The following is a 19,571-nucleotide window of genomic DNA, read 5'->3' as shown; positions in this document are numbered from 1 at the left end:
AAGGCAACTAGTTGCATAAAGACTACGGCAGCCATTGAGCGGGGACCAGCCGCCGGTCAACCGCTAGTGTGGCCGCTGAAGTTCCTGCAGGAGACGTTCAAGCGGTCGGCCCACAGCCAGCAGCAGCAGCGACCACAAACCGATTCCCCGGATTGTCACCGCGACGGCAAAAGCCAGAATCAGCAGGATCGTGGTGATCACGTAGGGCCGCAACGACGGGGGCCGCTGATTGCCGGGTGCATGCAGGTCCGCAGACCGGACCACAATGACCTGCTGCAGCAAGATGGCTGCGCTGGTGAGGACCAAGGTTCCGATATACACCGCGTACGTGGCCAGGTCACGCCGATCGCCCGAGCCCAGCAGCTCGGTGGGAAACGGCAGGAACACGATGGTCAGCAGCCAGAGCAGATTCGCCCACAGCAACGGGACGTTGTAGTCAATCACCTGTTCATACAGCCGGTGGTGCACGAGCCAAAAGTTTCCGATCACGGCGAAACTGAGTACAAAGACGAACAACAGAAAGGCGTTTTGTGCAAAGAGCTCGCCGACGCTCAACGTTCCGATGTTGCTGGCAGCGTCGACCAGCGGCAGGATCAGCAAGGTGATGGCAATCGCCACCACCGCGTCGCAGAAATTCACCATCCGGGAAAAGCCGTGCGGAGTTCTTCCCGCTCCCCGCGGACTAGTCGGGGTTGTCACTTGCGCCCTCCCGGACGCGGTGCCGCCGTTGCTCGTCAAAGTCACGCATGGCTTCGGCAAGGTCCTCACTGGGCAAAAAGGCGCAGTTCCAGGCAGCCACGTAGTCCAATCCGGCTTGCACTTCCCGGCCGTGGCCGAAATTGAGGACTTCCTTCACGCCCTGCACAGCCAGTGGTGGGTTGGCTGCAACGGCCGCCGCCAACTCGCGCCCCCGTCCCAGCACGTCCTGCGCCAGCTCCGTGCCGAGCCCCAGGGACAAGGCGCGGGCCGCGTCTATGTCTTCGCCGGTAAGGGCCAGGTGCCGCGTGGCTGCTTCGCCGATGAGCCGTGGAAGCCGTTGCAGAGACCCCAGATCTGCCACGATTGCCATCCTGACCTCGCGGACACTAAATGTCGCTGCCGGCGAGGCGATTCTAATATCCGCGGCCGCCGCAACATCCACGCCCCCGCCGATGCACCAGCCATCCACCGCGGCAATCACCGGCTTGACGCAATTCTGCACCGATGCCACGGCCTGCTGCAGCCTTCCGATTGTCCGGCGGAATTCCGCACGCTGGTCGGCATTTCTCCCGTTTCCGTGCATGAGCGCGGCGAAGACCGGTTCCATGGTGATCAGGTCCAGACCATAACTGAAGTTTCCGCCGGCGCCATAGAGCAAGACAGCACGAACCCGCCGGTCCGCACTCAACGCGCCGAACACCAAGGGCAGCTCATCCCAGAAGTCCGGGCCCATCGCATTACCCCTGCCGGGACCGACTAACTGCACCTCCGCGACAGTGCCGTCGACAACAACCCGCAGGGATTTCAGCGAGCGGAATTGGTCCCCGGTGTCCCCGTCGAACGCCCCGCCAACCTCGGCTGCTGCCATTGGTCCTCCTCCTGCAGATGTTCCGCCCTTGTGCTGCCTGGAACAATCTAAAACAATACGGTCGCGAACGTCCCCACCTGCCGGAAGCCCACCCGTTCGTAAGTGGCGCGGGCGCGGACGTTGTAATCGTTAACGTAGAGGGTGGCCAGCGGTGCGTGGCACTGAGCCAGCCGGACGACGGCGGCCATGTAGCCGGCGCTGAGGCCACGGCCGCGGTACTCGGGATTAAGCCACACCCCCTGGATCTGGGTGGCTGCTGAGGAAACCGCGCCGAGATCGGCTTTAAAGATGACTTCGCCGTTGCCGTTGAGATGGCTGAGGGAGTACCCCTGCCGGATCAGTGCCGCGATGCGGCGGCGGTAGTGCTCCTCGCCGCCCAGAAACGGCGAATACCCCACCTCCTCTTCAAACATGGCGGCAGCCGCGGGCAGGATCGCTGCGAAATCTTCTTCGCGGCTGGGCACCAGCCCGGGTTCACCAGCCAGTCCCGGTTCGGCTGCCATGACCAGGAGCGGCTGATCAGCTCTGATTTCCGCGGCCTTCGCGCCCGCGGACTTCAACTCGGCATAGATCCCCAGCACGGCTTCGGCGGGGCCAAAAATCGAGGCAATATTCCGTTGCGAGGAAGCCAGCCACTGGCCGAAGAACCGGGCCTGCACCGCCGTCGCCTGGACAGGGACCACGTTGGCACCGATCCAGCAGGCGCCCGTGAGTGCGCCGTCGTCCTCAAAATAACCGAGCACCACGGTACCAAGCCCCGCCGGGACGGCGCTCCCCGCCGTCTCCAGCTGGGACGCCATAAAAACATTGGCCACCGGGTCAAGCCCAACCAGTCTGCCGAGCGCGTCCGTGTCCTGATGGACCAGGGCCCGCACCGCACCGGCAGGAGATCCGCCGTTACGAGACGCTAACCACGGGACCACCCTTGACAGCATCTTCGCCATCGGTGTCCCCCATCTGTTCTGCGATCTTCATCGCCTCTTCAATGAGTGTCTCAACAATCTGGTCCTCGGGAACAGTTTTAATGACTTTCCCCTTCACAAAAATCTGGCCCTTGCCGTTTCCGGAAGCTACCCCCAGGTCCGCCTCACGGGCCTCGCCGGGCCCATTGACCACACACCCCATGACAGCAACGCGCAGTGGAATCTCCATCCCTTCGAGCCCGGCGGTTACCTGCTCGGCCAGAGTGTAGACGTCCACCTGGGCACGGCCGCAGGACGGGCAGGAGACGATTTCGAGTTTGCGGGGGCGCAGATTGAGCGACTGCAGGATCTGGTTGCCTACCTTGATTTCCTCCACTGGCGGGGCGGACAGGGAAACGCGGATGGTATCGCCGATTCCCTTGGCGAGCAGCGCACCGAAGGCGGTGGCGGACTTGATGGTGCCCTGGAAGGCGGGGCCGGCCTCCGTTACACCCAGATGCAGCGGCCAATCGCCGCGCTCGGCCAGCAGCTCGTAAGCCCGCACCATAATCACCGGATCATTGTGCTTGACGGAGATCTTAAAATCGTGGAAGTCATGCTCCTCGAACAACGATGCTTCCCAGACGGCTGATTCGACCAGTGCCTCGGGTGTGGCCTTCCCGTACTTCTCCATCAGGCGCGGATCGAGGGATCCGGCGTTGACGCCGATCCGGATGGAGGTGCCATGGTCCTTGGCGGCCTGGGCAATCTCCTTGATCTGGTCATCGAACTTGCGGATGTTTCCTGGATTCACGCGCACCGCGGCGCAGCCGGCATCGATGGCGGCGAAAACGTACTTCGGTTGAAAGTGGATGTCCGCGATGACCGGAATCTGGGACTTCCTGGCGATGATCGGCAGCGCCCCGGCGTCATCGGCGGAGGGGCAGGCGACCCGGACAATGTCACAGCCGGACGCCGTCAGCTCGGCGATTTGCTGGAGAGTGGCGTTGATGTCCGTAGTGGGGGTCGTGGTCATCGACTGCACGCTGATGGGCGAATCCGAGCCAACGCCGACTGAACCGACCCTGATCTGCCGCGTCTTACGCCGGGGGGCAAGGACGGGTGGTGGTGCTTCCGGCATTCCGAGGCTGACCGAGGTCAAAATGTACTCCTTGTGGTTCTACGTGAACCTATTGGTTCGATATGAACCCGGTGCCGCCCGGGCTTGACGGCGGCGGTTCAGTTCAATTGTAGGCTTCGTGGCCCGACCGCAGCACGGGATCCAGGTAACTACAAGCTGGTGCTCAACAAACCCATCATGGGGTTCCATTCGGTGACCTTCAGCCCAGCGATTCCGCCGGCAATATTGAACGGGTCATCGGTCAGCAGGCGATTTAGCGCGTCCTCAGTGTCGGTCTTGAAGATCAGCAACGCACCGGTGCCGTCGACGAAGGGGCCTGTTGCCAGCACCCGCCCGTCTTCCACCAGCGAGGCCAACCAGGCACGATGGGCCGGCCGGTGCTTGTCACGCACGTCCGCCGATTCGGGGCTGTAAACATATTCCACTGCAAAAGCGCTCATGAAGCCAGCTTATCCGCCCACGCCGCCGACTTGAGCACCGCTGCCATTGAAACACCGCACCGGGCCGGCCGGGGCGGCATGAATCAACCGCCGATCAGCCGCCCAGCAGGAGCCATTTGGCCAGTGTCGCCACCGCAGCGGCCCACAGCATGGAGCTGAGCGTGCCTATGATGAACCGTTCACTGGCGGCCGGGCTCTGTTTAAGCTCCGGAAAACGGCCGAGTCCTTTGATGGCGACAATGTAGGCAATGGCCACCGGTTGTTCGGCGAGGATGGCAATGACGACAGCAGCCCGCTCCAGCAGCCCGATCACGAGGCCTCCGCGCAGCACGCCCGGCGGAGGGCGGTCGACGGAGAGCCGGTCTTCCCGCGCGGCAGGGGGACGGGGATCGCCACCGGCCGGTGCATCGGCTAGACCCTCGTCTCCGGGGGCATCTGCTTCGTGGTGCTCGGTCTGGGTGCCGTCGGCTTCTTGGCCGTCCGCGGCCCGGGCACGCCGCTCCTGGGCATCCGCTTCCTGTGCCAGCCGGAGCATTCCGGTGGTGACCGGCCATCCGAGGCCGACCGCGGTCAGAACGGTCAGCACGATCCATAGCGCCTGCATTCCGATACCCGCTCTTTCGGTAAAAGGTTCGCTGACCGGCATCCCGTCCCGGTCGTCTACAGCCTAACGTCAGCCCCTGACAGGAATGCCGGAAGTCAGGAATGCCGGAAGTCCGTAACGCCGGAAGTCAGGATTACCGAAGTCCGGAAGGCAGGACGGTGTCAGAGAGTATCGGAGACAAGGTTCAGCAGCACGGCGGCCGCCGCCCGACCCGCATGCTCTTCCTGCCAGCCGGAGCGCAACACCGCTTTGCTGACGGCCTGCGGGCTGATTCCGAGCCGTTCCGCGACGGCGGCCTGACCGCCCCGCACTCCGGGCTGAAGCAGATCGAGAATGCGCCATTCGGCTTCCGTCCGCCCTCTGACAAGCCGGCCGGTCAGGACCAGGACAGCTTCGGCCGAGGCCGCCAACTGCTGCGGATCGGCGCGGCGGAATCCGGCCTGGACAGCGTCGGCCGAGTCGAGACCGGGCTCGGAGGAACCTGATTTATGCGACGCGGCTCCGCCTCCGCTCCATTGCACGGACAAAGGTACGCGCTCCCCGGTTTTCTTGGCCCGCTCCACCGCGGCGCGCGCGGCCACGAACGCCGGTCCACTGGCCTCCCGTGGGCTGGGGGGCAACGGCAAGTCCACGGGTCCCACGCCAATCCCGATGTACCACTGCCCGGTGCGGAGCGCGCGCATGACTACCTCAATAATTGAGCCGGGATCCGTCAACACGCCCTGTACCTCGTCACCCACCGAGCGCTCGAACGCCAGCTTGGCGGGGATGTCCCGAAGCATCTCCAGCAAACCGGGAACCAAATCGGGGCCTCGTCGGCTGGCACGCTGGTCCATCGTCAAGACAAACATAAATCAATCATATGCAGATGATTTTAACAAATCAATCTTTAATGGCTGATAGGTGAACATCAACCTGTGCTCCCCGGGGCCAAGGGACCCGCCAGCCGGCCCCGTAACCCACCAACTGCCTTGGAACTCAGCCATGGGCCACCCCTGCTGTCGATTGAGCGCGGGAAGCCGAGGTTTGGCAGGCTGATGAATCTGAATAGTGGAGTCCGCCCGGCAGACGCCCGGGATGCTCAGCAGTTGGTGAAATCCATGTGGCATGCTGGAAGCAGACCTACGCCGGCCTTCTATCAGAGGAATGCTACGCCGGCCTTCTATCAGAGGAATGCTTGGCTACGTTGTCCGTCAGCGACAAGCAAACCATGTGGTCAAGGATCCTGAGCGGGCCGGAATGGGAAGACCCGGTTGAGCTCCGGGTGATCCGTTAGCACGGGTCGAGCGGGCTCGCTCCACACGCGGCGGCCGACACGGTAAATCGACGGGTCCAAGATCAACCGAAGATATTAATCGGCTTGACGATATCGGCATACATGAGCAGTGCGCCCATCACCAGCAGCAGCGACGCCACCACATAGGTCAGCGGCAGGAGTTTCGCGATGTCGAAGGCGCCGGGATCCCTCCGCCCGAAAAGCTTCGCCACCCGCCGGCGGGCCGCCTCGTACAGCGCACCGGCCACGTGGCCGCCGTCGAGCGGCAGCAACGGAATCAGGTTGAACACACACAAGGCCAGGTTCACCCCGGCAAGCAAACCGACCAGCGTGGCAATCCGTGCGCTCAACGGAACCTGCTCCATCGCCGCCACCTCACCGGCCACCCGGCCCACGCCCACCATCGAAATGGGTCCGTTCGGATCGCGCGGCTCACTGCTGAAGGCCGCCTTCGCCACGCCCACCAGGCGCTGTGGCAGATTCAGCACCACGCCGGAGATCTTGACCATGCTGTCCCCCACCGAGGGAAGCACCGCGCTGGGCGGCTGGGCCACCATCTCTGAGGTGGGTCCCACGCCGATGAACCCGACCTGCTGGGTCACGGCCTGGCCCTTGTCGTCGAGCACGACGGCGCCGCTGGCGTCCGTCACCGGCCGCGCGGTCAGCACCGGAGTGATGGTCAGCGTGAGCTCCCCGCCGTCGCGCAGCACTGTAATCGGGACATCCCTGCCGGCAGATGCCCGGATCCACGACGTCATGTCGGACCAACCGGTCACCGTCCTGCCGTCGAAGGAGGTGATCACGTCACCGGGTTTCAGTCCGGCAGCCGCGGCGGGCGTCTTGTCGCACGTGCTCAGATCGGTCGGCGCCGGCTTCCCATACGCCACCTGACAGGCGTTGACGTCGGCCAGCGTCGTCGTCGCCTGCGGAGTACCGAAGCCCATCAGCAGCACAGCTGTCAGCACCACACCGATCAGCAGGTTCATAAATGGTCCGCCAAGCATGATGACGATCTTTTTCCAGACCGGCAGCTTATAGAACATCCGGTTTTCGTCGCCGGGGCCTACGTCCTCATGAGCAATGCTGCGGGCCTCGGTGGCAAGCGTCTGGAACATTCCGGTGCTGGAGGGCCGGACGCTGCCGTCGCCGGGATTTGGCGGGTACATGCCGATCATGGCCACATAGCCCCCTGCCGGAATGGCCTTAAACCCGTATTCCGTCTCGCCCTTCTTCTTGGACCACAGCGTGGGTCCGAAGCCGATCATGTATTTAGTGACGCGGACTTTGAAGAGCTTGGCGGGCACAAGGTGTCCCACTTCGTGCAGCGCAATGGACACGGCAACGCCCACGGCCACGAAGATGACGCCCAGGATGAAGAGCAAAACTGTCACAATAATCTTTCCGGCTCGCCTATCGGCTGATGAGAGCTAAACGCTCGATGCTGCGGGTCCGTGCCCACTGCTCAGCATCCAGCACGGATTCGAGCGTGAGCTGCGAATGCGCTGAATGCTCGCTGAGGACCTCCTCAATAGTGTCGACAATATTGAGGAAACCGATCCGTCCGGCATGGAAGGCATGCACGGCTTCCTCATTCGCGGCGTTGTAAACGGCGGGGAACGTGCTGGCCCTCTGCGCGGCGTCCTTGGCGAGGTCAACGGCCGGGAACGCCGCCGCATCCAATGGTTCAAACGTCCAACTGGCCGCCTTGGTCCAGTCGCAGGACTTCGCCGCCCCCGGGACCCGGTCCGGCCAGCCCAGCCCCAGCGCGATCGGCAGCCGCATATCCGGCGGCGAGCATTGCGCGATCGTGGAACCGTCCGTGAACTGCACCATCGAGTGCACCACTGACTGCGGATGCACGACGACGTCGATCCGGTTCAGCGGGATGTCAAAAAGCAGATGCGCCTCAATCAGTTCAAGACCCTTGTTCACCAGCGTGGCCGAGTTGGTGGTCACCATCGGACCCATCGCCCAGGTCGGATGCTTGAGCGCCTGAGCCGGCGTGACCTGGGCCAGCTGTTCCCGTCCCATACCACGGAACGGACCGCCCGAGGCAGTGAGGATCAGCCGGTCCACCTCCGCGGCACTGCCCGACCGCAGGCACTGCGCCAGCGCGGAGTGTTCCGAATCCACCGGCACCAGCTGCCCGGGTCCGGCTGCGTCCTTGACCAGCTGGCCGCCCACGATCAGCGATTCCTTGTTGGCCAGGGCCAGCAGCGCACCGGATTTGAGCGCCGCCAACGTCGGCGCCAGCCCGATCGAACCGGTGATGCCATTAAGCACGACGACGGCGCCGCCCTGCGCCTGTCCGGTACCGGCGGCGCGGCCGCCGGCTTCCCGCCGGCCCGAGGTGTCCTTCCAGCCGGCAATCCTGGTCGAGGCGTCGGCGCCAACAAGGATCTGAGGATGATAGCAGCGCACCCCTGCCGCATCGGCGACGCCGTCGAGCATCTCTTTAAAGCCGCTGGCATTCCCGGCGGCGATCCCCACCGCTTCCGGCCGGAAACGCACGGCCTGCCGCGCCAGCAGTTCCTGATTTGTCCCGCCCGCGCTGAGCGCCAGAACCTCAAAGCGCGGGCTCCCGTCGTCCTGCCGGGCAGCGTCAATGACGTCCAATGCCTGCGTGCCGATGGAACCCGTCGAGCCCAGAAGAATAATCTGCCGCGTTGCGGTGCCGTGTGGTTCCCGATGATTCTGCATCTTTCCAGTATCCCAGCAGGGGCTGACACTACAAGCCGCAGCGCCCGTACTGCCGCGGGCACCCAGCGCCCGTACTGCCGCGGCGGCCATCGTATAACGCGGCGGCGCTCCCTTAAAAGGGGCGGACTTAGGGGAGTAACTTCATGCCGTCCACGTCGGCCGCCTGTTGGTCAAAGGTGGCGTGTAGGCACGGCCGGCTTCCACCCCGCGGAGTGCAATGAGCGAATCGGCAAATCCTGCCCCGCTGCCGCCGGCCGCGCTGCCTTGCGGACCAGCACAGGGGACTCCACCGGGATTTCTTCCGCGGAGGAAAGTTCAAGCAGCAACCGCGATATATCCCGCGCATCAAGTTTGTACGTCCGCCGCAAGACCCACCATTTTCACGAGGACGGTGAGCCGGATGTAAGCAGGCTCCGCCTCACAGCCACCCCGATGCTCTCGGCCGCCGCCGCGATGTCCCTCAGCCGCAGCACGCCCGTTCCGGTCACAGGCCTGCCGTCGCCGAGCCAGGTCATCGGGTCCGTGGTCCACTGGATCAGCGGAACCGCGGCGAAGCCGGACGACTCTTCGGCGTCCGTCAGCTCCGGCAGGTGCACCGTTATCCGGGGCGCCGGCGGAATCCACGGGACAGCAGCCGGTATCCGGGCCGCAGATGACGATACCGGCTTCACCTGCGGCTTGCGCTTCGGCTGCTGCGAGCCCGCCTTAGGTGTGCGCTTGGGTCCTTGGACTTTTTCGCCACGCTTCTGCTCCCTGGAGGTTCCGGTAGGTGCCGGCTGTCTGGTTCGTGAAATAGATCCAGCAATTGCAGCCGCGCATCACGTGTGGTTTTCAGTCGGCGGACAGATGAGTTCCACCGTGGGGAAATACGCACGATATCGTCTGCTGTCCCGGGTGATGAGCGTCAGACCCGAAACTGCTGCGTGAGCACCAATATAGAAGTCGGGCAAGGGAGCCCGCTTCAAGCCGCCACGCGAACGATATTGCGCGAACGCCTTCCCTGCCAGGAATCCCGCTTGGTACGGAATAGGGAGGCGGGCAAAAAGTTCTTCCGGCAAGGCCGCATCAAGGCTCTCGATCCGCTTGTACCCGACGGAGACTTCGGCATAAATCAGCGGATTGATGGCGACTGTGCCTGTCCTCAGCGGCTCTGCCATCGCATCCTCTGACCAGCTGCTCCAGTCCGCGTCCTGCAGCGCGACATCAAGCAGAACGTTTGAATCGACCAGAAACCTACGGGCTGCGGGCCAGCTGCTACTCACCGCGCGTCAACGCCATGATCTCGTCCGTGGTCATTCTGGTCTTGGCGCTGCCCCTCAGCAATTCCATGGCCCGGTCTGCCCGGTCCGGTTTCCGCGCTTTCGCTTTGACAATCCGGACACCATCACCATCGGCGACGAACTCAACGTCGGTCTCGGGCAACAGACCAAATTCGTTCCGAAGCGCCTGCGGTATCGTCACTTGGCCCTTGGATGTAATCCTCATGAAATAATCTTACTCTTAATGTTTTTGGTAATACTCTTGAATCTCCAGAAAGTTGTGGCCGCAGTATGTGAACGTTCCCCCAATTCAGTCCCAGGTGAAGTGCCTCGAAGTCGCAGGACCCTTCAGGCATGGAAGAGCTCGAGATTGCGGCAGCGGATGCACGGGCCATCACCGGGTTTCCGGACCTCATAGGCCATGATCCGTTCGACCGTTTGCTTTTAGCCCAGGCTGCTGCCAACGGGATGACGTTTCTGACAGCGGACCGGGCTTTGCCGGGCCTGGGGCTTGAATGTGTCGTCAGCGCGCGGATGTAGACTACTTTTGAAGACGGAGTCACGGAAGAGAGTTACGTCAATTCGGCGCGCCGCAGGGTCTGGCGCGCGTGTTTGAGGATGGGGCCGTCGATCATTTTGCCCTTGTACGCGAAGACACCCGATCCCGACGCGGCAGCGGCTGCAAGGAGCTCCCGAGCCAGGGCCACCTCCTCCGGCGCCGGCGTATAGGCATCGCGGATGACGGCGACCTGACCGGGATGGATGCAGGCCGTAGCGCCAAAGCCGGAGGCGACGGCGTCTCGTGCCTCCGCGGCCAGGCCGTCCAGATCCGGAATGTTCACGTGGACGGCATCAATCGCGGTTTTGCCGAAGGCGCCGGCCGCCAGCAGGACACTCGACCGGGCGTGCGCGGCCACGGCGCGGTAGCCGCCGTCGTCCGTCCGGCTGGAGCTGCCGCCGAGGGAGGCAACCAAGTCCTCCGCGCCCCACATCAGCGCCACGACGTTGGGAGCCGTCGCGATCCGCGCAGCTTCCAGCACGCCGCGGGCGGTTTCACAAAGCGCGACGACGTCAAAACCGTCCAGTTCGGACAGCGCCGAGGCGTCTTCGGCTTTGGCCACCATGATGGTCCGGTACTGCGTCTGTTGCAGCGCCGCCAGGTCCGCGTCCGCGTCTGCGGTGCCGAGCGGGTTGATGCGCACGATGGTCCGGCCCGGATCCTGCGGAGTGCCGGTCAGGTGCCCGCGCGCGGCTGCCTTGTCCTTGGGTGCTACGGCGTCCTCGAGATCCAGGATCACCGCATCCGCCCGGTCCGCGGCCTTGGCATATCGTTCCGGACGATCCGCGGGGCAGAAGAGCAGGGCCGGGCCCATGCTAAACGTCATGATGTGGGCTCCTGGGTCGTCACGTGCTCGCCCGGGCGCCCCACCGGAGCTGCGTTCCGGTCATCGGCCAAGGCAGCCTGCGGCCGTGTGGAGATGGCCCCCGCGGCATGCCCTTCTTTGGTCCACATCAGGCAGCTTCGTTCCAGGGTTGCCACCACAACCCCGTTCTGGTTCCGGCCGGTGTGGGCCATGGTGACAATTCCCTGCCCGGGACGGGAGGCCGAAAGCCGTTTGCCGGTGATCACGGTCTCGGTATAGAGGGTGTCGCCGTGGAACATCGGGTGCGGGAATTTCACATCGGTGAGGCCCAGCTGCGCGATGATCGTTCCCTGCGTCAGCTGCGACACGGACTGGCCGACGACGGTCGCCAGCGTGAACATCGAATTCACCAGCCGCTGCCCGAACGGCTGGGTGGAACTCCAGGCAGCGTCCAGATGCAGAGCCTGCGTGTTCATGGTCATGCTGGTAAACAGGACATTGTCCGCTTCGGTCACCGTCCGGCCGGGCTTGTGTGCATAGATCACACCGGATTCCAGCTCATCGAAGTACAGTCCGCGCTGCTCGATCACCCTGGTCCCGCTCCCCTGCTCGGCCTGTGGCTGCACACTCATACGAGGTCCACATCGTGCATCTCCACCAGAAGCTCCGCGCCAGTGGCCGCATGGACCTCATCGACGGTGACCCCGGGCGCAACCTCGCGCAGCACCAGCCCGTCCGCCGTCACGTCGATCACGGCCAAATCGGTGATGATGCGGTCCACGCAGCCCTTGCCGGTCAGCGGGAGGGTGCAGTGCTTGAGGATTTTCGGTTTGCCGGTGCGGTCCACGTGCTCCATCATGATGATCAGCCGTTTGGCACCGAAGACCAGATCCATCGCGCCGCCCATGCCCTTCACCATTTTGCCCGGGATCATCCAGTTGGCCAGGTCGCCGTTCTCGGCCACTTCCATGGCGCCGAGGACCGCCACATCCACGTGGCCGCCACGGACCATACCGAAGGACACCGCGGAATCGAAGAACGCCGCGCCCTTATTCACGGTGACGGTCTCCTTCCCGGCGTTGATCAGATCCGGATCGACGTTCTCCTCGGTAGGGTACGGTCCGGTGCCCAGAATCCCGTTTTCGGAATGCAGGACAACTTCGACGCCGGCGGGAATGTAATTGGGAATCAGCGTCGGCATGCCAATGCCGAGGTTGACGTACTGGCCGTTCTTCAGTTCCTTGGCCACGCGGGCCGCGAGTTCGTTGCGTGTGAGTGCCATGTCAGGCTTCCTTCATTGCGGTCGCGGCGTCCCGGTGCACGACGGGGGCCGTGTCCCGGTGCTCGACGGAGGCCGCCCGTGGCCGAGCGTCGTCGACCCTCGGGGGCGGGTCGACCAGGACGGCGGGCGCAGTCAGCGGATCAGGCTCGACGACGGGGGCGGCGACGGTGCGCTTTTCAACGCGTTTCTCGCTGTGCGGTGCCCCGACCGGAACATGCACCACGCGTTGGACGAAGATCCCGGGGACGTGAATATGTTCCGGATCGAGCTCGCCCGGCTCCACCAGCTCCTCGACCTCCGCAATCGTGATCTTGCCGGCCATCGCGCAGAGCGGGTTGAAATTCATCGCGGTGGCGTGGAAGATCAGGTTCCCGTGCCGGTCCCCGCGCTGCGCATGCACCAGGGCAAAGTCCGGATTGACCGACTCCTCCAGGACATAGTCTGCGCCGCCGAATGTGCGCACCTCCTTAGGTTCCGAGGCAATCGCAACGTTGCCGCCGCCGTCGTACTTCCTCGGCAGGCCACCCTCGCTGACCTGCGTGCCGACACCTGCGGTGGTGTAAAAGGCCGGAATGCCGGCGCCGCCCGCGCGCAGCTTCTCGGCCAAGGTTCCCTGCGGTGTGAGCTCGACCTCCAGTTCGCCGGCCAGGAATTGCCGGGCGAACTCTTTGTTTTCCCCGACGTAGGAGGACGTGGTGCGGCGGATCCTGCCGTCCGAGAGCAGGATGCCCAACCCCCAGTCATCCACGCCGCAATTGTTGCTGATGGTCTCGAGCTCTTTGGTGCCCTGATCGTGCAGGGCAGCGATTAAGGCCACGGGAATCCCGCACAGGCCGAACCCACCGACGGCCAGCGAGGCACCGTCGGGAATGTCGGCGACGGCCTCTGCCGCGGTGCGGACAACTTTGTTGATCATCGTTGATCCCTTTCTGCGCAGTTTCGTCTGGGTTGTTTCGATCATAGGGCTTGGCTTGCGCCCTCCGTGCCGTGCATCCTGACAGGATGCCTTGGATATGGACGGATGCCGTGGAAATTCCCACGGCATCCGTCCATATGACCGGCGTCCTGTTCCACCGGTGGCCTAGAGGCCCAGATCCCGGGCGATCAGCATGAGCTGGACCTCGGTGGTGCCTTCCCCGACCTCGAGAATCTTCGAGTCGCGGTAATGCCGGGACACCGTGAATTCATTGATGAACCCGTAGCCGCCGAACACCTGGGTCGCGTCCCTGGCGTTGTCCATTGCGGCCTCGCCGGCGACCATTTTGGCGATGGCTGCCTGCACCTTGAACGGCTTCCCGGCCAGCATCCGCGCGGCGGCATCATAGTAGGCCAGCCGCGCGGTGTGCGCCCGGGCCTGCATCCGGGCGATTTTGAACGAGATGCCCTGGTACTTGCCGATATTGTGGCCGAAGGCATGGCGGTCCTTGGCGTAGCGGACGGATTCGTCCACACAGCCCTGCGCGGCACCTGTGGCCAGGGCGGCGATGGCGATCCGCCCCTCGTCCAAAATGCTGAGGAAGTTCGCGAAGCCCCGGCCCTGCACTCCCAGCAGGTTGGCCCCGGGAACGCGGACGTCCTGGAGCGTGAGCGGATGGGTGTCCGAGGCGTTCCAGCCCACCTTGTTGTAGGCCTTCTCCGCCTTGAACCCTGGCGTATCGGTGGGGACCAGAATAGTGGAGATCTCCTTCTTAACCGACCCGTCAGCGCGCTCGGATGTCCCGGTGACGGCGGTGACGGTGACCAGTTTGGTGATGTCCGTCCCGGAGTTGGTGATGAATTCCTTGTTGCCGTTGATGACCCACTGCCCATCCTCCAGATGCGCATGGGTTTTGGTGCCGCCTGCATCGGATCCGGCCTCAGGTTCAGTCAGTCCGAACCCGGCGAGCGCCTTGCCCGAGGCCAACAGCGGCAGCCACTGGCTCTTTTGCTCCTCGGTGCCGAACCGGTGAACCGGCATGGCGCCGAGCGAAACGCCCGCTTCCAGTGTGATGGCAACGGATTGGTCGACGCGTCCCAGCTGCTCCAGCGCCAGCGCCAGCGCGAAGTAATCTCCGCCCTGCCCACCGTATTCCTCGGGAAATGGCAGCCCGAACAGTCCCATGTCCGCCATCTGCGAGACAATCTCGTACGGGAAGCTGTGCTCCTCGTCGTGCTTGGCCGACACCGGAGCGACCACGTTGTCGGCGAAGTCGCGCACGGCATCGCTGAGGTCCTGGTAGTCCTCGCTGAGTTCAAAATCAGGCATTGCTGGGAGCTCCTTCTGGATCTGCTGCTGTGGGAGTTGTCGCTGTGGGAGTTGTCGCTGTGGGGGTCTCTACGGGATCTGCTGGGTGCCGGCTCTCTGCGGCGGCCACGGCGGCAGGGACGGTGTGGATTGTGGCCACCACCTGATCGGCCTTCACCAGGTCCCCTGGCCTGACGCTGATGTGGACGGTGCCGGCCACCGATGCCACCAGCTGGTGTTCCATCTTCATGGCCTCGACGGCCAGCAGCGTCTGACCTGGTTCGACGGCGTCGCCGTTGCCGACATTGACGGCGACGACGGTGCCCGGCATGGGCGAGCGGACCTGCGGATCCGCTGCGCCCTCCTCGCGGGCGATCCCCGCGAGAACCGCTGCAAGCTGCTCTTCTCGGCTGCGCAGCCGCAGTTCGCAGGCGAATCCGGACTCGCCGATCCAGACGGATGCGCCGTCGCGCGCCACGTGGATGCCGCGGGAGAATCCGTCGTACTCGATCCGGCCGGCGGCTCCAGCGTCGATCCGGCCGGCGGCTCCAGCGTCGTGCCGGTAGGTGGCAAGCACCGGCGCACCGTCAGCAACGGCCACATCGCCGCGCACACCGTCGCCGGATCGGACCACGCCGGCCAGCTGGACGGTCACGGATTCAGTGGCACCGAGCGCAAACTCATACCGCAGTGGCCGGTGCCGTCCCAGCCGCCAGCCATCACGGGAGTGCCACGGACCGGTGGCGGGGGCGCCGCAGTCGCCCGTTCCCCAGCCATCACGGGAGTGCCACGGACCGGTGCCGGGCGTGCCGTCGTCGTTCCTTCCATCATCCAGCGTCCCGGGGTAGACACCCGAGGCAAACAGGTACAGGGCGGCCGCGGCCAGCAGGGCGTCATCCGCCTGCCGGAACGTCAGCCCCGGCAACTTGCGCTCGATCATGGTGGTGTCCAGCCGCCCGGCCAGCACATCCGCATCGGCAACGAGCAGCCGCAGGTACTCGATGTTCGTGCCGAGCCCGAGCACGGTGGTGTCCGCGAGCGCCCGGTCCAGCCGCGCCAGCGCCTGTCCCCTGTCGGCGCCCCAGGCGATCACCTTGGCCAGCATCGGGTCGTAATCCGAACCGATCCCCAGCCCCGGCAGCAGCGACGAATCCACCCGCACGCCGTCTCCCGTCGGCTCCGCCAGCGCCAGCACCCTCCCGCTGGTGGGCAGGAAACCCCGCGCCGGATTCTCCGCGTAGACCCGCGCCTCGACGGCGTGCCCGGTGAGCGCCACGTCGTCCTGCCGGAGGGTCAGCGGCTGCCCGGCGGCAATGCGGATCTGCCACTGCACCAGATCCAGCCCGGTGACCATCTCGGTGACCGGGTGCTCCACCTGCAGCCGGGTATTCATTTCCATAAAAAAGAATTCATCCGGCGCCGTGTCCGAGACCAGGAACTCCACCGTGCCCGCACCGCTGTAGCCGACGCTGCGGGCAGCCTTGCAGGCGGCTTCGCCGATCCGCGCGCGGGTGGCGCCGCCGTCGTTCAATGACTCCAGCAGGGACGACGGTGCTTCCTCGATGACCTTCTGGTGCCGGCGCTGCAGCGAGCATTCGCGCTCGCCCAGATGGATCACGTTGCCGTGGTTGTCCGCCAGGACCTGGACCTCGATATGCCGCGGGGCTGCCACCAGCCGCTCCATAAAGAGCGTGTCGTCGCCGAAGGCGGACGCCGCAACCCGACGCGCGGTGACAAGTGTCGCCACCAGGTCTTCGGGGCGCTCCACCACGTGCATTCCCTTGCCGCCTCCCCCGGCGGAGGGCTTGATCAGCAACGGGTAGCCGACGCCGTCGGCCGCCGCGACCAGTTGATCGTTGGTCAGCCCGGGCTCGGCGATGCCGGGCACCACCGGAACACCGTGCGCCATCACATGGTTTTTCGAACGGATCTTGTCGCCCATCATGTTCAGCGCGTGCACGCCGGGTCCGATGAATGCCACACCGGCGTCCGCGAGTGCGCGGGCAAATCCCTCGTTCTCGGACAGGAAGCCGTAACCGGGATGCACGGCCTGGGCCCCGGTGGCTCTGACCGCGGCCAGGATGGCGTCCGTATTCAGGTAGCTGAGCTGCGCCGCGGCCGGCCCGATCCGCACGGCCTCGTCAGCCAACCGCACGTGCCGGGCGTCGGCGTCGGCATCGCTGTACACGGCCACGGAACGGATCCCCATCCGGCGCAGGGTGGCAAAGATGCGGCAGGCGATCTCGCCGCGGTTGGCCACCAGCACAGTACTGAATGTCGCAGCGGCGGGCGAGGATGTATTCGGAGGGACGAAAAGTGTCATCGGGTCACATCCTGAAGAGGCCGAAGGAGGTGTCCGGCAGCGGCGCTTGGGCACAGACATCGAGGGCGAGACCCAGCACGGTCCGCGTGTCAGCAGGGTCAATAACGCCGTCGTCCCACAGCCGGGCGGTGGAATAGTAGGGGCTGCCCTGATCCTCGTACTGTGCCTTGATCGGGGCCTTGAACGATTCCTCCTCGGCCGCGGACCATTGCCCGCCGCGGCCCTCGATCTGCTCGCGCTTGACGGTGGCCAGCACCGAGGCGGCCTGGTTGCCGCCCATCACGGAGATCCGGCTGGCCGGCCACATCCAGAGGAAGCGCGGGCCGTAGGCGCGTCCGCACATCGAGTAATTGCCGGCACCGAATGAGCCGCCGACGACGACGGTCAGCTTGGGTACGCGGGCTGTGGCGACGGCGGTGACCATCTTGGCGCCGTTCTTGGCGATGCCGCCCTGCTCATAGTCCTTGCCGACCATGAAACCGGAGAGGTTCTGCAGGAAGATCAAAGGAATCCCGCGCTGGTCGCACAGTTCGATGAAGTGCGCACCCTTGAGGGCGGATTCGCTGAAGAGCACACCGTTGTTGGCGATGATGCCCACCGGGTGGCCGTGCAGGCGGGCAAAGCCGGTGACCAGCGTGGTGCCGTAGTTCTTTTTGAATTCGTGGAAACGGCTGCCGTCCACGATCCGCGCGATGATTTCGTGCGCATCATAGGGGGTGTTGAGGTCAGTGGGTACCGCACCGTACAGGTTCGCCGGGTCGGCTTCCGGCTCGATGCTGGTTTCCATATCCCAGGCCGGAGCCGCCGGTCGGGGCAGAGTGGCGACAATGTCGCGGACGATCTGCAGCGCATGCTGGTCATTTTCGGCCAGATGGTCGGTGACGCCGGAAATTTTGGAGTGCACGTCCCCACCGCCGAGCTCCTCGGCCGTGACAATCTCCCCGATGGCGGCCTTTACCAGCGGGGGGCCACCCAGAAAGATGGTGCCCTGGTTGCGCACGATGACCGTCTCGTCGCTCATCGCCGGGACGTAGGCGCCGCCGGCGGTGCAGGAGCCCATCACGGAGGCGATCTGCGGAATTTTGGCCGCGGAAAGCTGTGCCTGGTTGAAGAAGATCCGTCCGAAGTGCTCCTTGTCCGGGAAGACCTCGTCCTGCTTGGGCAGGAATGCGCCGCCGGAATCCACCAGGTAAATGCACGGCAGCCGGTTCTCCAGCGCGATCTCCTGCGCCCGCAGATGCTTCTTGACCGTCATTGGGTAATACGTTCCACCCTTAACGGTGGCGTCGTTGGAGATGACCAGCACCTGCCGGCCGTGCACCAGGCCGATGCCGACAATCACCCCGGCGCCGGGCGAATCGTTGCCGTACATGCCGTTGGCGGCCAGCGGGGCAATTTCCAGGAACGGGCTGCCCTCATCGAGCAGCTGGTCGACGCGGTCCCGCGGGAGCAGCTTTCCGCGGGCCACGTGGCGGACCCGTGAACGCTCCGGGCCACCCAACGCGGTTGCCGCCAACCGCTCGCGCAGCTCCACCGCCAATGCAAGCTGCGCAGCCTTATTCCCGGCGTACGGCGCGCTGCCCGGGTCCACCCGGCTTTCAATCGTCTCCATCGACAACTTCCCGCTTCCTCGCATCAGCCGGCATCGCATTTTGGTTAGTGACTGTTAACTGAGTTTAGGCTAGTCTGTCTTATCTGTGATGTCCACTATGGAAGGAATGATGAGCAACGCAAGCGAGCCCGCGGGGCGCGGCCACGCCGCGCAGGGCGGCCGGCCCGCGCAGGGCGGCCAGGCTACGCTGCGCAGCCTGGCCAAGGCGGACAGGCGGCAGGCCCTGTTGACTGCCGCCGCCGGCCTTTTTTCCCAGCACGGCTTCAACCGGGTCTCCATCGAGGACCTCGGTTCGGCGGCCGGCGTCAGTGGACCGGCAGTTTACCGCCATTTCACCAGCAAGCAGGCCGTCCTTGGAGCCCTGCTGGTGGGGGTCAGCGCGGACCTGTTCGATGGCGGCACCTCGGTGGTGGCCGCCGCGGCGGACGACGCGGCAGCACTGCGCACGCTGATTGAATTCCACGTGGACTTTGCGCTGTCCAACCCGGATGTGATCCGCGTCCAGGACCGTGATCTGGACAATCTCGCACCCCCGGATCTGGCGTCCGTGCGCAAACTCCAGCGAGGCTACATTGACCTGTGGGTCGCAGTACTCGGCCGGCTCGAGCCCGGCACGGACCCCGCCAGCCGCCGGCTCAAGGTCCAGGCCACCTTCGGGCTGATCAACTCCACCCCGCACAGCGCCCGGAGCCACGGCCGGAAAATCGCCGCCCGGACCGCGCGCCCCGTCCTCGAACGCATGGCCCGCGCCGGCCTCCTCGCCTAACGGCCCGGATGCAGCCAGCAGCTGCGGGAGCAGGAGACGGGCGGACGCCACGCACGCCGACAATCATGTTGCTCTTCTCCGACCCGCCACGATACCGAAGATGGGTGGGAG

Annotated in this window: 21 protein-coding genes; 2 read left to right on the top strand and 19 right to left on the bottom strand. The window is 64.8% G+C overall.

All coding sequences use genetic code 11. The annotated features are described in order from the left end of the window. Window positions 1-63 precede the first annotated feature (63 nt). From ACLLJI_RS05090 to ACLLJI_RS05035, 12 genes are all read right to left on the bottom strand, one after another. A complete protein-coding gene (locus tag ACLLJI_RS05090) occupies window positions 64-642 on the bottom strand; it encodes a TMEM175 family protein (RefSeq protein WP_434618674.1) in 579 nt (192 codons plus the stop codon). 40 nt (window positions 643-682) lie between these two features. Beyond that, window positions 683-1,567 (bottom strand): crotonase/enoyl-CoA hydratase family protein, encoded by an 885-nt coding sequence (locus tag ACLLJI_RS05085; protein WP_434618671.1) that lies wholly within the window; start codon window positions 1,565-1,567, stop codon window positions 683-685. A gap of 47 nt (window positions 1,568-1,614) precedes the next feature. Beyond that, window positions 1,615-2,511 carry a GNAT family N-acetyltransferase gene (locus ACLLJI_RS05080; protein ID WP_434618668.1) on the bottom strand — a complete coding sequence of 299 codons (897 nt, stop codon included), beginning with the start codon at window positions 2,509-2,511 and terminating at the stop codon, window positions 1,615-1,617. After that, window positions 2,465-3,631 (bottom strand): flavodoxin-dependent (E)-4-hydroxy-3-methylbut-2-enyl-diphosphate synthase, encoded by a 1,167-nt coding sequence (gene ispG, locus ACLLJI_RS05075; RefSeq protein ID WP_434618665.1) that lies wholly within the window; start codon window positions 3,629-3,631, stop codon window positions 2,465-2,467. Before ispG ends, ACLLJI_RS05080 begins: the two co-directional genes overlap by 47 nt. A gap of 128 nt (window positions 3,632-3,759) precedes the next feature. Then, window positions 3,760-4,050 carry a YciI family protein gene (locus ACLLJI_RS05070; RefSeq protein WP_434618662.1) on the bottom strand — a complete coding sequence of 97 codons (291 nt, stop codon included), beginning with the start codon at window positions 4,048-4,050 and terminating at the stop codon, window positions 3,760-3,762. Between the two features lie 94 nt (window positions 4,051-4,144). Then, window positions 4,145-4,654 carry a hypothetical protein gene (locus tag ACLLJI_RS05065; protein WP_434618660.1) on the bottom strand — a complete coding sequence of 170 codons (510 nt, stop codon included), beginning with the start codon at window positions 4,652-4,654 and terminating at the stop codon, window positions 4,145-4,147. 161 nt (window positions 4,655-4,815) lie between these two features. Beyond that, on the bottom strand, window positions 4,816-5,505 hold the full coding sequence (locus tag ACLLJI_RS05060) for a MarR family transcriptional regulator (RefSeq protein ID WP_434618657.1): 690 nt from the start codon (window positions 5,503-5,505) through the stop codon (window positions 4,816-4,818). Between the two features lie 487 nt (window positions 5,506-5,992). Then, window positions 5,993-7,324, bottom strand: coding sequence for a M50 family metallopeptidase (locus ACLLJI_RS05055; protein ID WP_434621242.1), 1,332 nt, complete (start codon window positions 7,322-7,324; stop codon window positions 5,993-5,995). A gap of 16 nt (window positions 7,325-7,340) precedes the next feature. Beyond that, complete coding sequence (gene dxr, locus ACLLJI_RS05050; protein WP_434618654.1) at window positions 7,341-8,630, bottom strand: 1-deoxy-D-xylulose-5-phosphate reductoisomerase; 1,290 nt, start codon at window positions 8,628-8,630, stop codon at window positions 7,341-7,343. Between the two features lie 380 nt (window positions 8,631-9,010). Continuing rightward, a complete protein-coding gene (locus ACLLJI_RS05045; protein WP_434618651.1) occupies window positions 9,011-9,226 on the bottom strand; it encodes a hypothetical protein in 216 nt (71 codons plus the stop codon). A 222-nt stretch (window positions 9,227-9,448) separates the two neighbouring features. Continuing rightward, a complete protein-coding gene (locus ACLLJI_RS05040) occupies window positions 9,449-9,892 on the bottom strand; it encodes a type II toxin-antitoxin system VapC family toxin (RefSeq protein WP_434618648.1) in 444 nt (147 codons plus the stop codon). Continuing rightward, entirely contained in the window at window positions 9,885-10,115 is a 231-nt protein-coding gene (locus ACLLJI_RS05035; protein WP_434618645.1) for an AbrB/MazE/SpoVT family DNA-binding domain-containing protein, read from the bottom strand. Before ACLLJI_RS05035 ends, ACLLJI_RS05040 begins: the two co-directional genes overlap by 8 nt. 128 nt (window positions 10,116-10,243) lie before the next feature. Here ACLLJI_RS05035 and ACLLJI_RS05030 point away from each other — a divergent pair, with 128 nt between their 5' ends. Continuing rightward, window positions 10,244-10,429: a hypothetical protein gene (locus ACLLJI_RS05030; protein ID WP_434618642.1), complete on the top strand. Its 186-nt coding sequence runs from the start codon at window positions 10,244-10,246 to the stop codon at window positions 10,427-10,429. Between the two features lie 32 nt (window positions 10,430-10,461). Here the strand turns inward: ACLLJI_RS05030 and ACLLJI_RS05025 are convergent, their stop codons facing one another. From ACLLJI_RS05025 to ACLLJI_RS04995, 7 genes are all read right to left on the bottom strand, one after another. Then, complete coding sequence (locus tag ACLLJI_RS05025; protein WP_434618639.1) at window positions 10,462-11,274, bottom strand: HpcH/HpaI aldolase/citrate lyase family protein; 813 nt, start codon at window positions 11,272-11,274, stop codon at window positions 10,462-10,464. Continuing rightward, window positions 11,271-11,885, bottom strand: coding sequence for a MaoC family dehydratase (locus ACLLJI_RS05020; RefSeq protein WP_434618636.1), 615 nt, complete (start codon window positions 11,883-11,885; stop codon window positions 11,271-11,273). Before ACLLJI_RS05020 ends, ACLLJI_RS05025 begins: the two co-directional genes overlap by 4 nt. Next, window positions 11,882-12,535 (bottom strand): CoA transferase subunit B, encoded by a 654-nt coding sequence (locus ACLLJI_RS05015; protein ID WP_434618633.1) that lies wholly within the window; start codon window positions 12,533-12,535, stop codon window positions 11,882-11,884. The genes ACLLJI_RS05020 and ACLLJI_RS05015 overlap by 4 nt, the downstream gene beginning before the upstream one ends. A gap of 1 nt (window position 12,536) precedes the next feature. Further along, entirely contained in the window at window positions 12,537-13,451 is a 915-nt protein-coding gene (locus tag ACLLJI_RS05010; RefSeq protein WP_434621239.1) for a CoA transferase subunit A, read from the bottom strand. A gap of 165 nt (window positions 13,452-13,616) precedes the next feature. Continuing rightward, entirely contained in the window at window positions 13,617-14,780 is a 1,164-nt protein-coding gene (locus tag ACLLJI_RS05005; protein ID WP_283561863.1) for an acyl-CoA dehydrogenase family protein, read from the bottom strand. Further along, window positions 14,773-17,082 carry an acetyl/propionyl/methylcrotonyl-CoA carboxylase subunit alpha gene (locus ACLLJI_RS05000; RefSeq protein ID WP_434618629.1) on the bottom strand — a complete coding sequence of 770 codons (2,310 nt, stop codon included), beginning with the start codon at window positions 17,080-17,082 and terminating at the stop codon, window positions 14,773-14,775. Before ACLLJI_RS05000 ends, ACLLJI_RS05005 begins: the two co-directional genes overlap by 8 nt. 4 nt (window positions 17,083-17,086) lie before the next feature. Then, entirely contained in the window at window positions 17,087-18,694 is a 1,608-nt protein-coding gene (locus tag ACLLJI_RS04995) for a carboxyl transferase domain-containing protein (RefSeq protein WP_434618626.1), read from the bottom strand. Between the two features lie 106 nt (window positions 18,695-18,800). Between ACLLJI_RS04995 and ACLLJI_RS04990 the strand changes: the two genes are divergently transcribed. Next, window positions 18,801-19,460: an SACE_7040 family transcriptional regulator gene (locus ACLLJI_RS04990; protein ID WP_434618623.1), complete on the top strand. Its 660-nt coding sequence runs from the start codon at window positions 18,801-18,803 to the stop codon at window positions 19,458-19,460. Window positions 19,461-19,571: the final 111 nt, after the last annotated feature.

Source organism: Arthrobacter sp. A5 (assembly GCF_051131705.1).
GTDB lineage: Bacteria > Actinomycetota > Actinomycetes > Actinomycetales > Micrococcaceae > Arthrobacter_M.
The sequence above is the reverse complement of the archived record's forward strand: the minus strand, read 5'-3'. Positions and strand labels throughout refer to the sequence as shown.

Coding starts and splice junctions, on each gene's coding strand:
- ACLLJI_RS05065 (WP_434618660.1), bottom strand. CDS start 4,654: ATGCAGGCGCTATGGATCGTGCTGACCGTTCTGACCGCGGTCGGCCTC.
- ACLLJI_RS04990 (WP_434618623.1), top strand. CDS start 18,801: ATGATGAGCAACGCAAGCGAGCCCGCGGGGCGCGGCCACGCCGCGCAG.
- ACLLJI_RS05080 (WP_434618668.1), bottom strand. CDS start 2,511: ATGGCGAAGATGCTGTCAAGGGTGGTCCCGTGGTTAGCGTCTCGTAAC.
- ACLLJI_RS05015 (WP_434618633.1), bottom strand. CDS start 12,535: ATGGCACTCACACGCAACGAACTCGCGGCCCGCGTGGCCAAGGAACTG.
- ACLLJI_RS05025 (WP_434618639.1), bottom strand. CDS start 11,274: ATGACGTTTAGCATGGGCCCGGCCCTGCTCTTCTGCCCCGCGGATCGT.
- ACLLJI_RS05070 (WP_434618662.1), bottom strand. CDS start 4,050: ATGAGCGCTTTTGCAGTGGAATATGTTTACAGCCCCGAATCGGCGGAC.
- ACLLJI_RS05085 (WP_434618671.1), bottom strand. CDS start 1,567: ATGGCAGCAGCCGAGGTTGGCGGGGCGTTCGACGGGGACACCGGGGAC.
- ACLLJI_RS05000 (WP_434618629.1), bottom strand. CDS start 17,082: ATGACACTTTTCGTCCCTCCGAATACATCCTCGCCCGCCGCTGCGACA.
- ACLLJI_RS05010 (WP_434621239.1), bottom strand. CDS start 13,451: ATGATCAACAAAGTTGTCCGCACCGCGGCAGAGGCCGTCGCCGACATT.
- ACLLJI_RS05020 (WP_434618636.1), bottom strand. CDS start 11,885: ATGAGTGTGCAGCCACAGGCCGAGCAGGGGAGCGGGACCAGGGTGATC.
- ACLLJI_RS05090 (WP_434618674.1), bottom strand. CDS start 642: ATGGTGAATTTCTGCGACGCGGTGGTGGCGATTGCCATCACCTTGCTG.
- ACLLJI_RS04995 (WP_434618626.1), bottom strand. CDS start 18,694: ATGGAGACGATTGAAAGCCGGGTGGACCCGGGCAGCGCGCCGTACGCC.
- ACLLJI_RS05060 (WP_434618657.1), bottom strand. CDS start 5,505: ATGTTTGTCTTGACGATGGACCAGCGTGCCAGCCGACGAGGCCCCGAT.
- dxr (WP_434618654.1), bottom strand. CDS start 8,630: ATGCAGAATCATCGGGAACCACACGGCACCGCAACGCGGCAGATTATT.
- ACLLJI_RS05030 (WP_434618642.1), top strand. CDS start 10,244: ATGGAAGAGCTCGAGATTGCGGCAGCGGATGCACGGGCCATCACCGGG.
- ACLLJI_RS05035 (WP_434618645.1), bottom strand. CDS start 10,115: ATGAGGATTACATCCAAGGGCCAAGTGACGATACCGCAGGCGCTTCGG.
- ACLLJI_RS05005 (WP_283561863.1), bottom strand. CDS start 14,780: ATGCCTGATTTTGAACTCAGCGAGGACTACCAGGACCTCAGCGATGCC.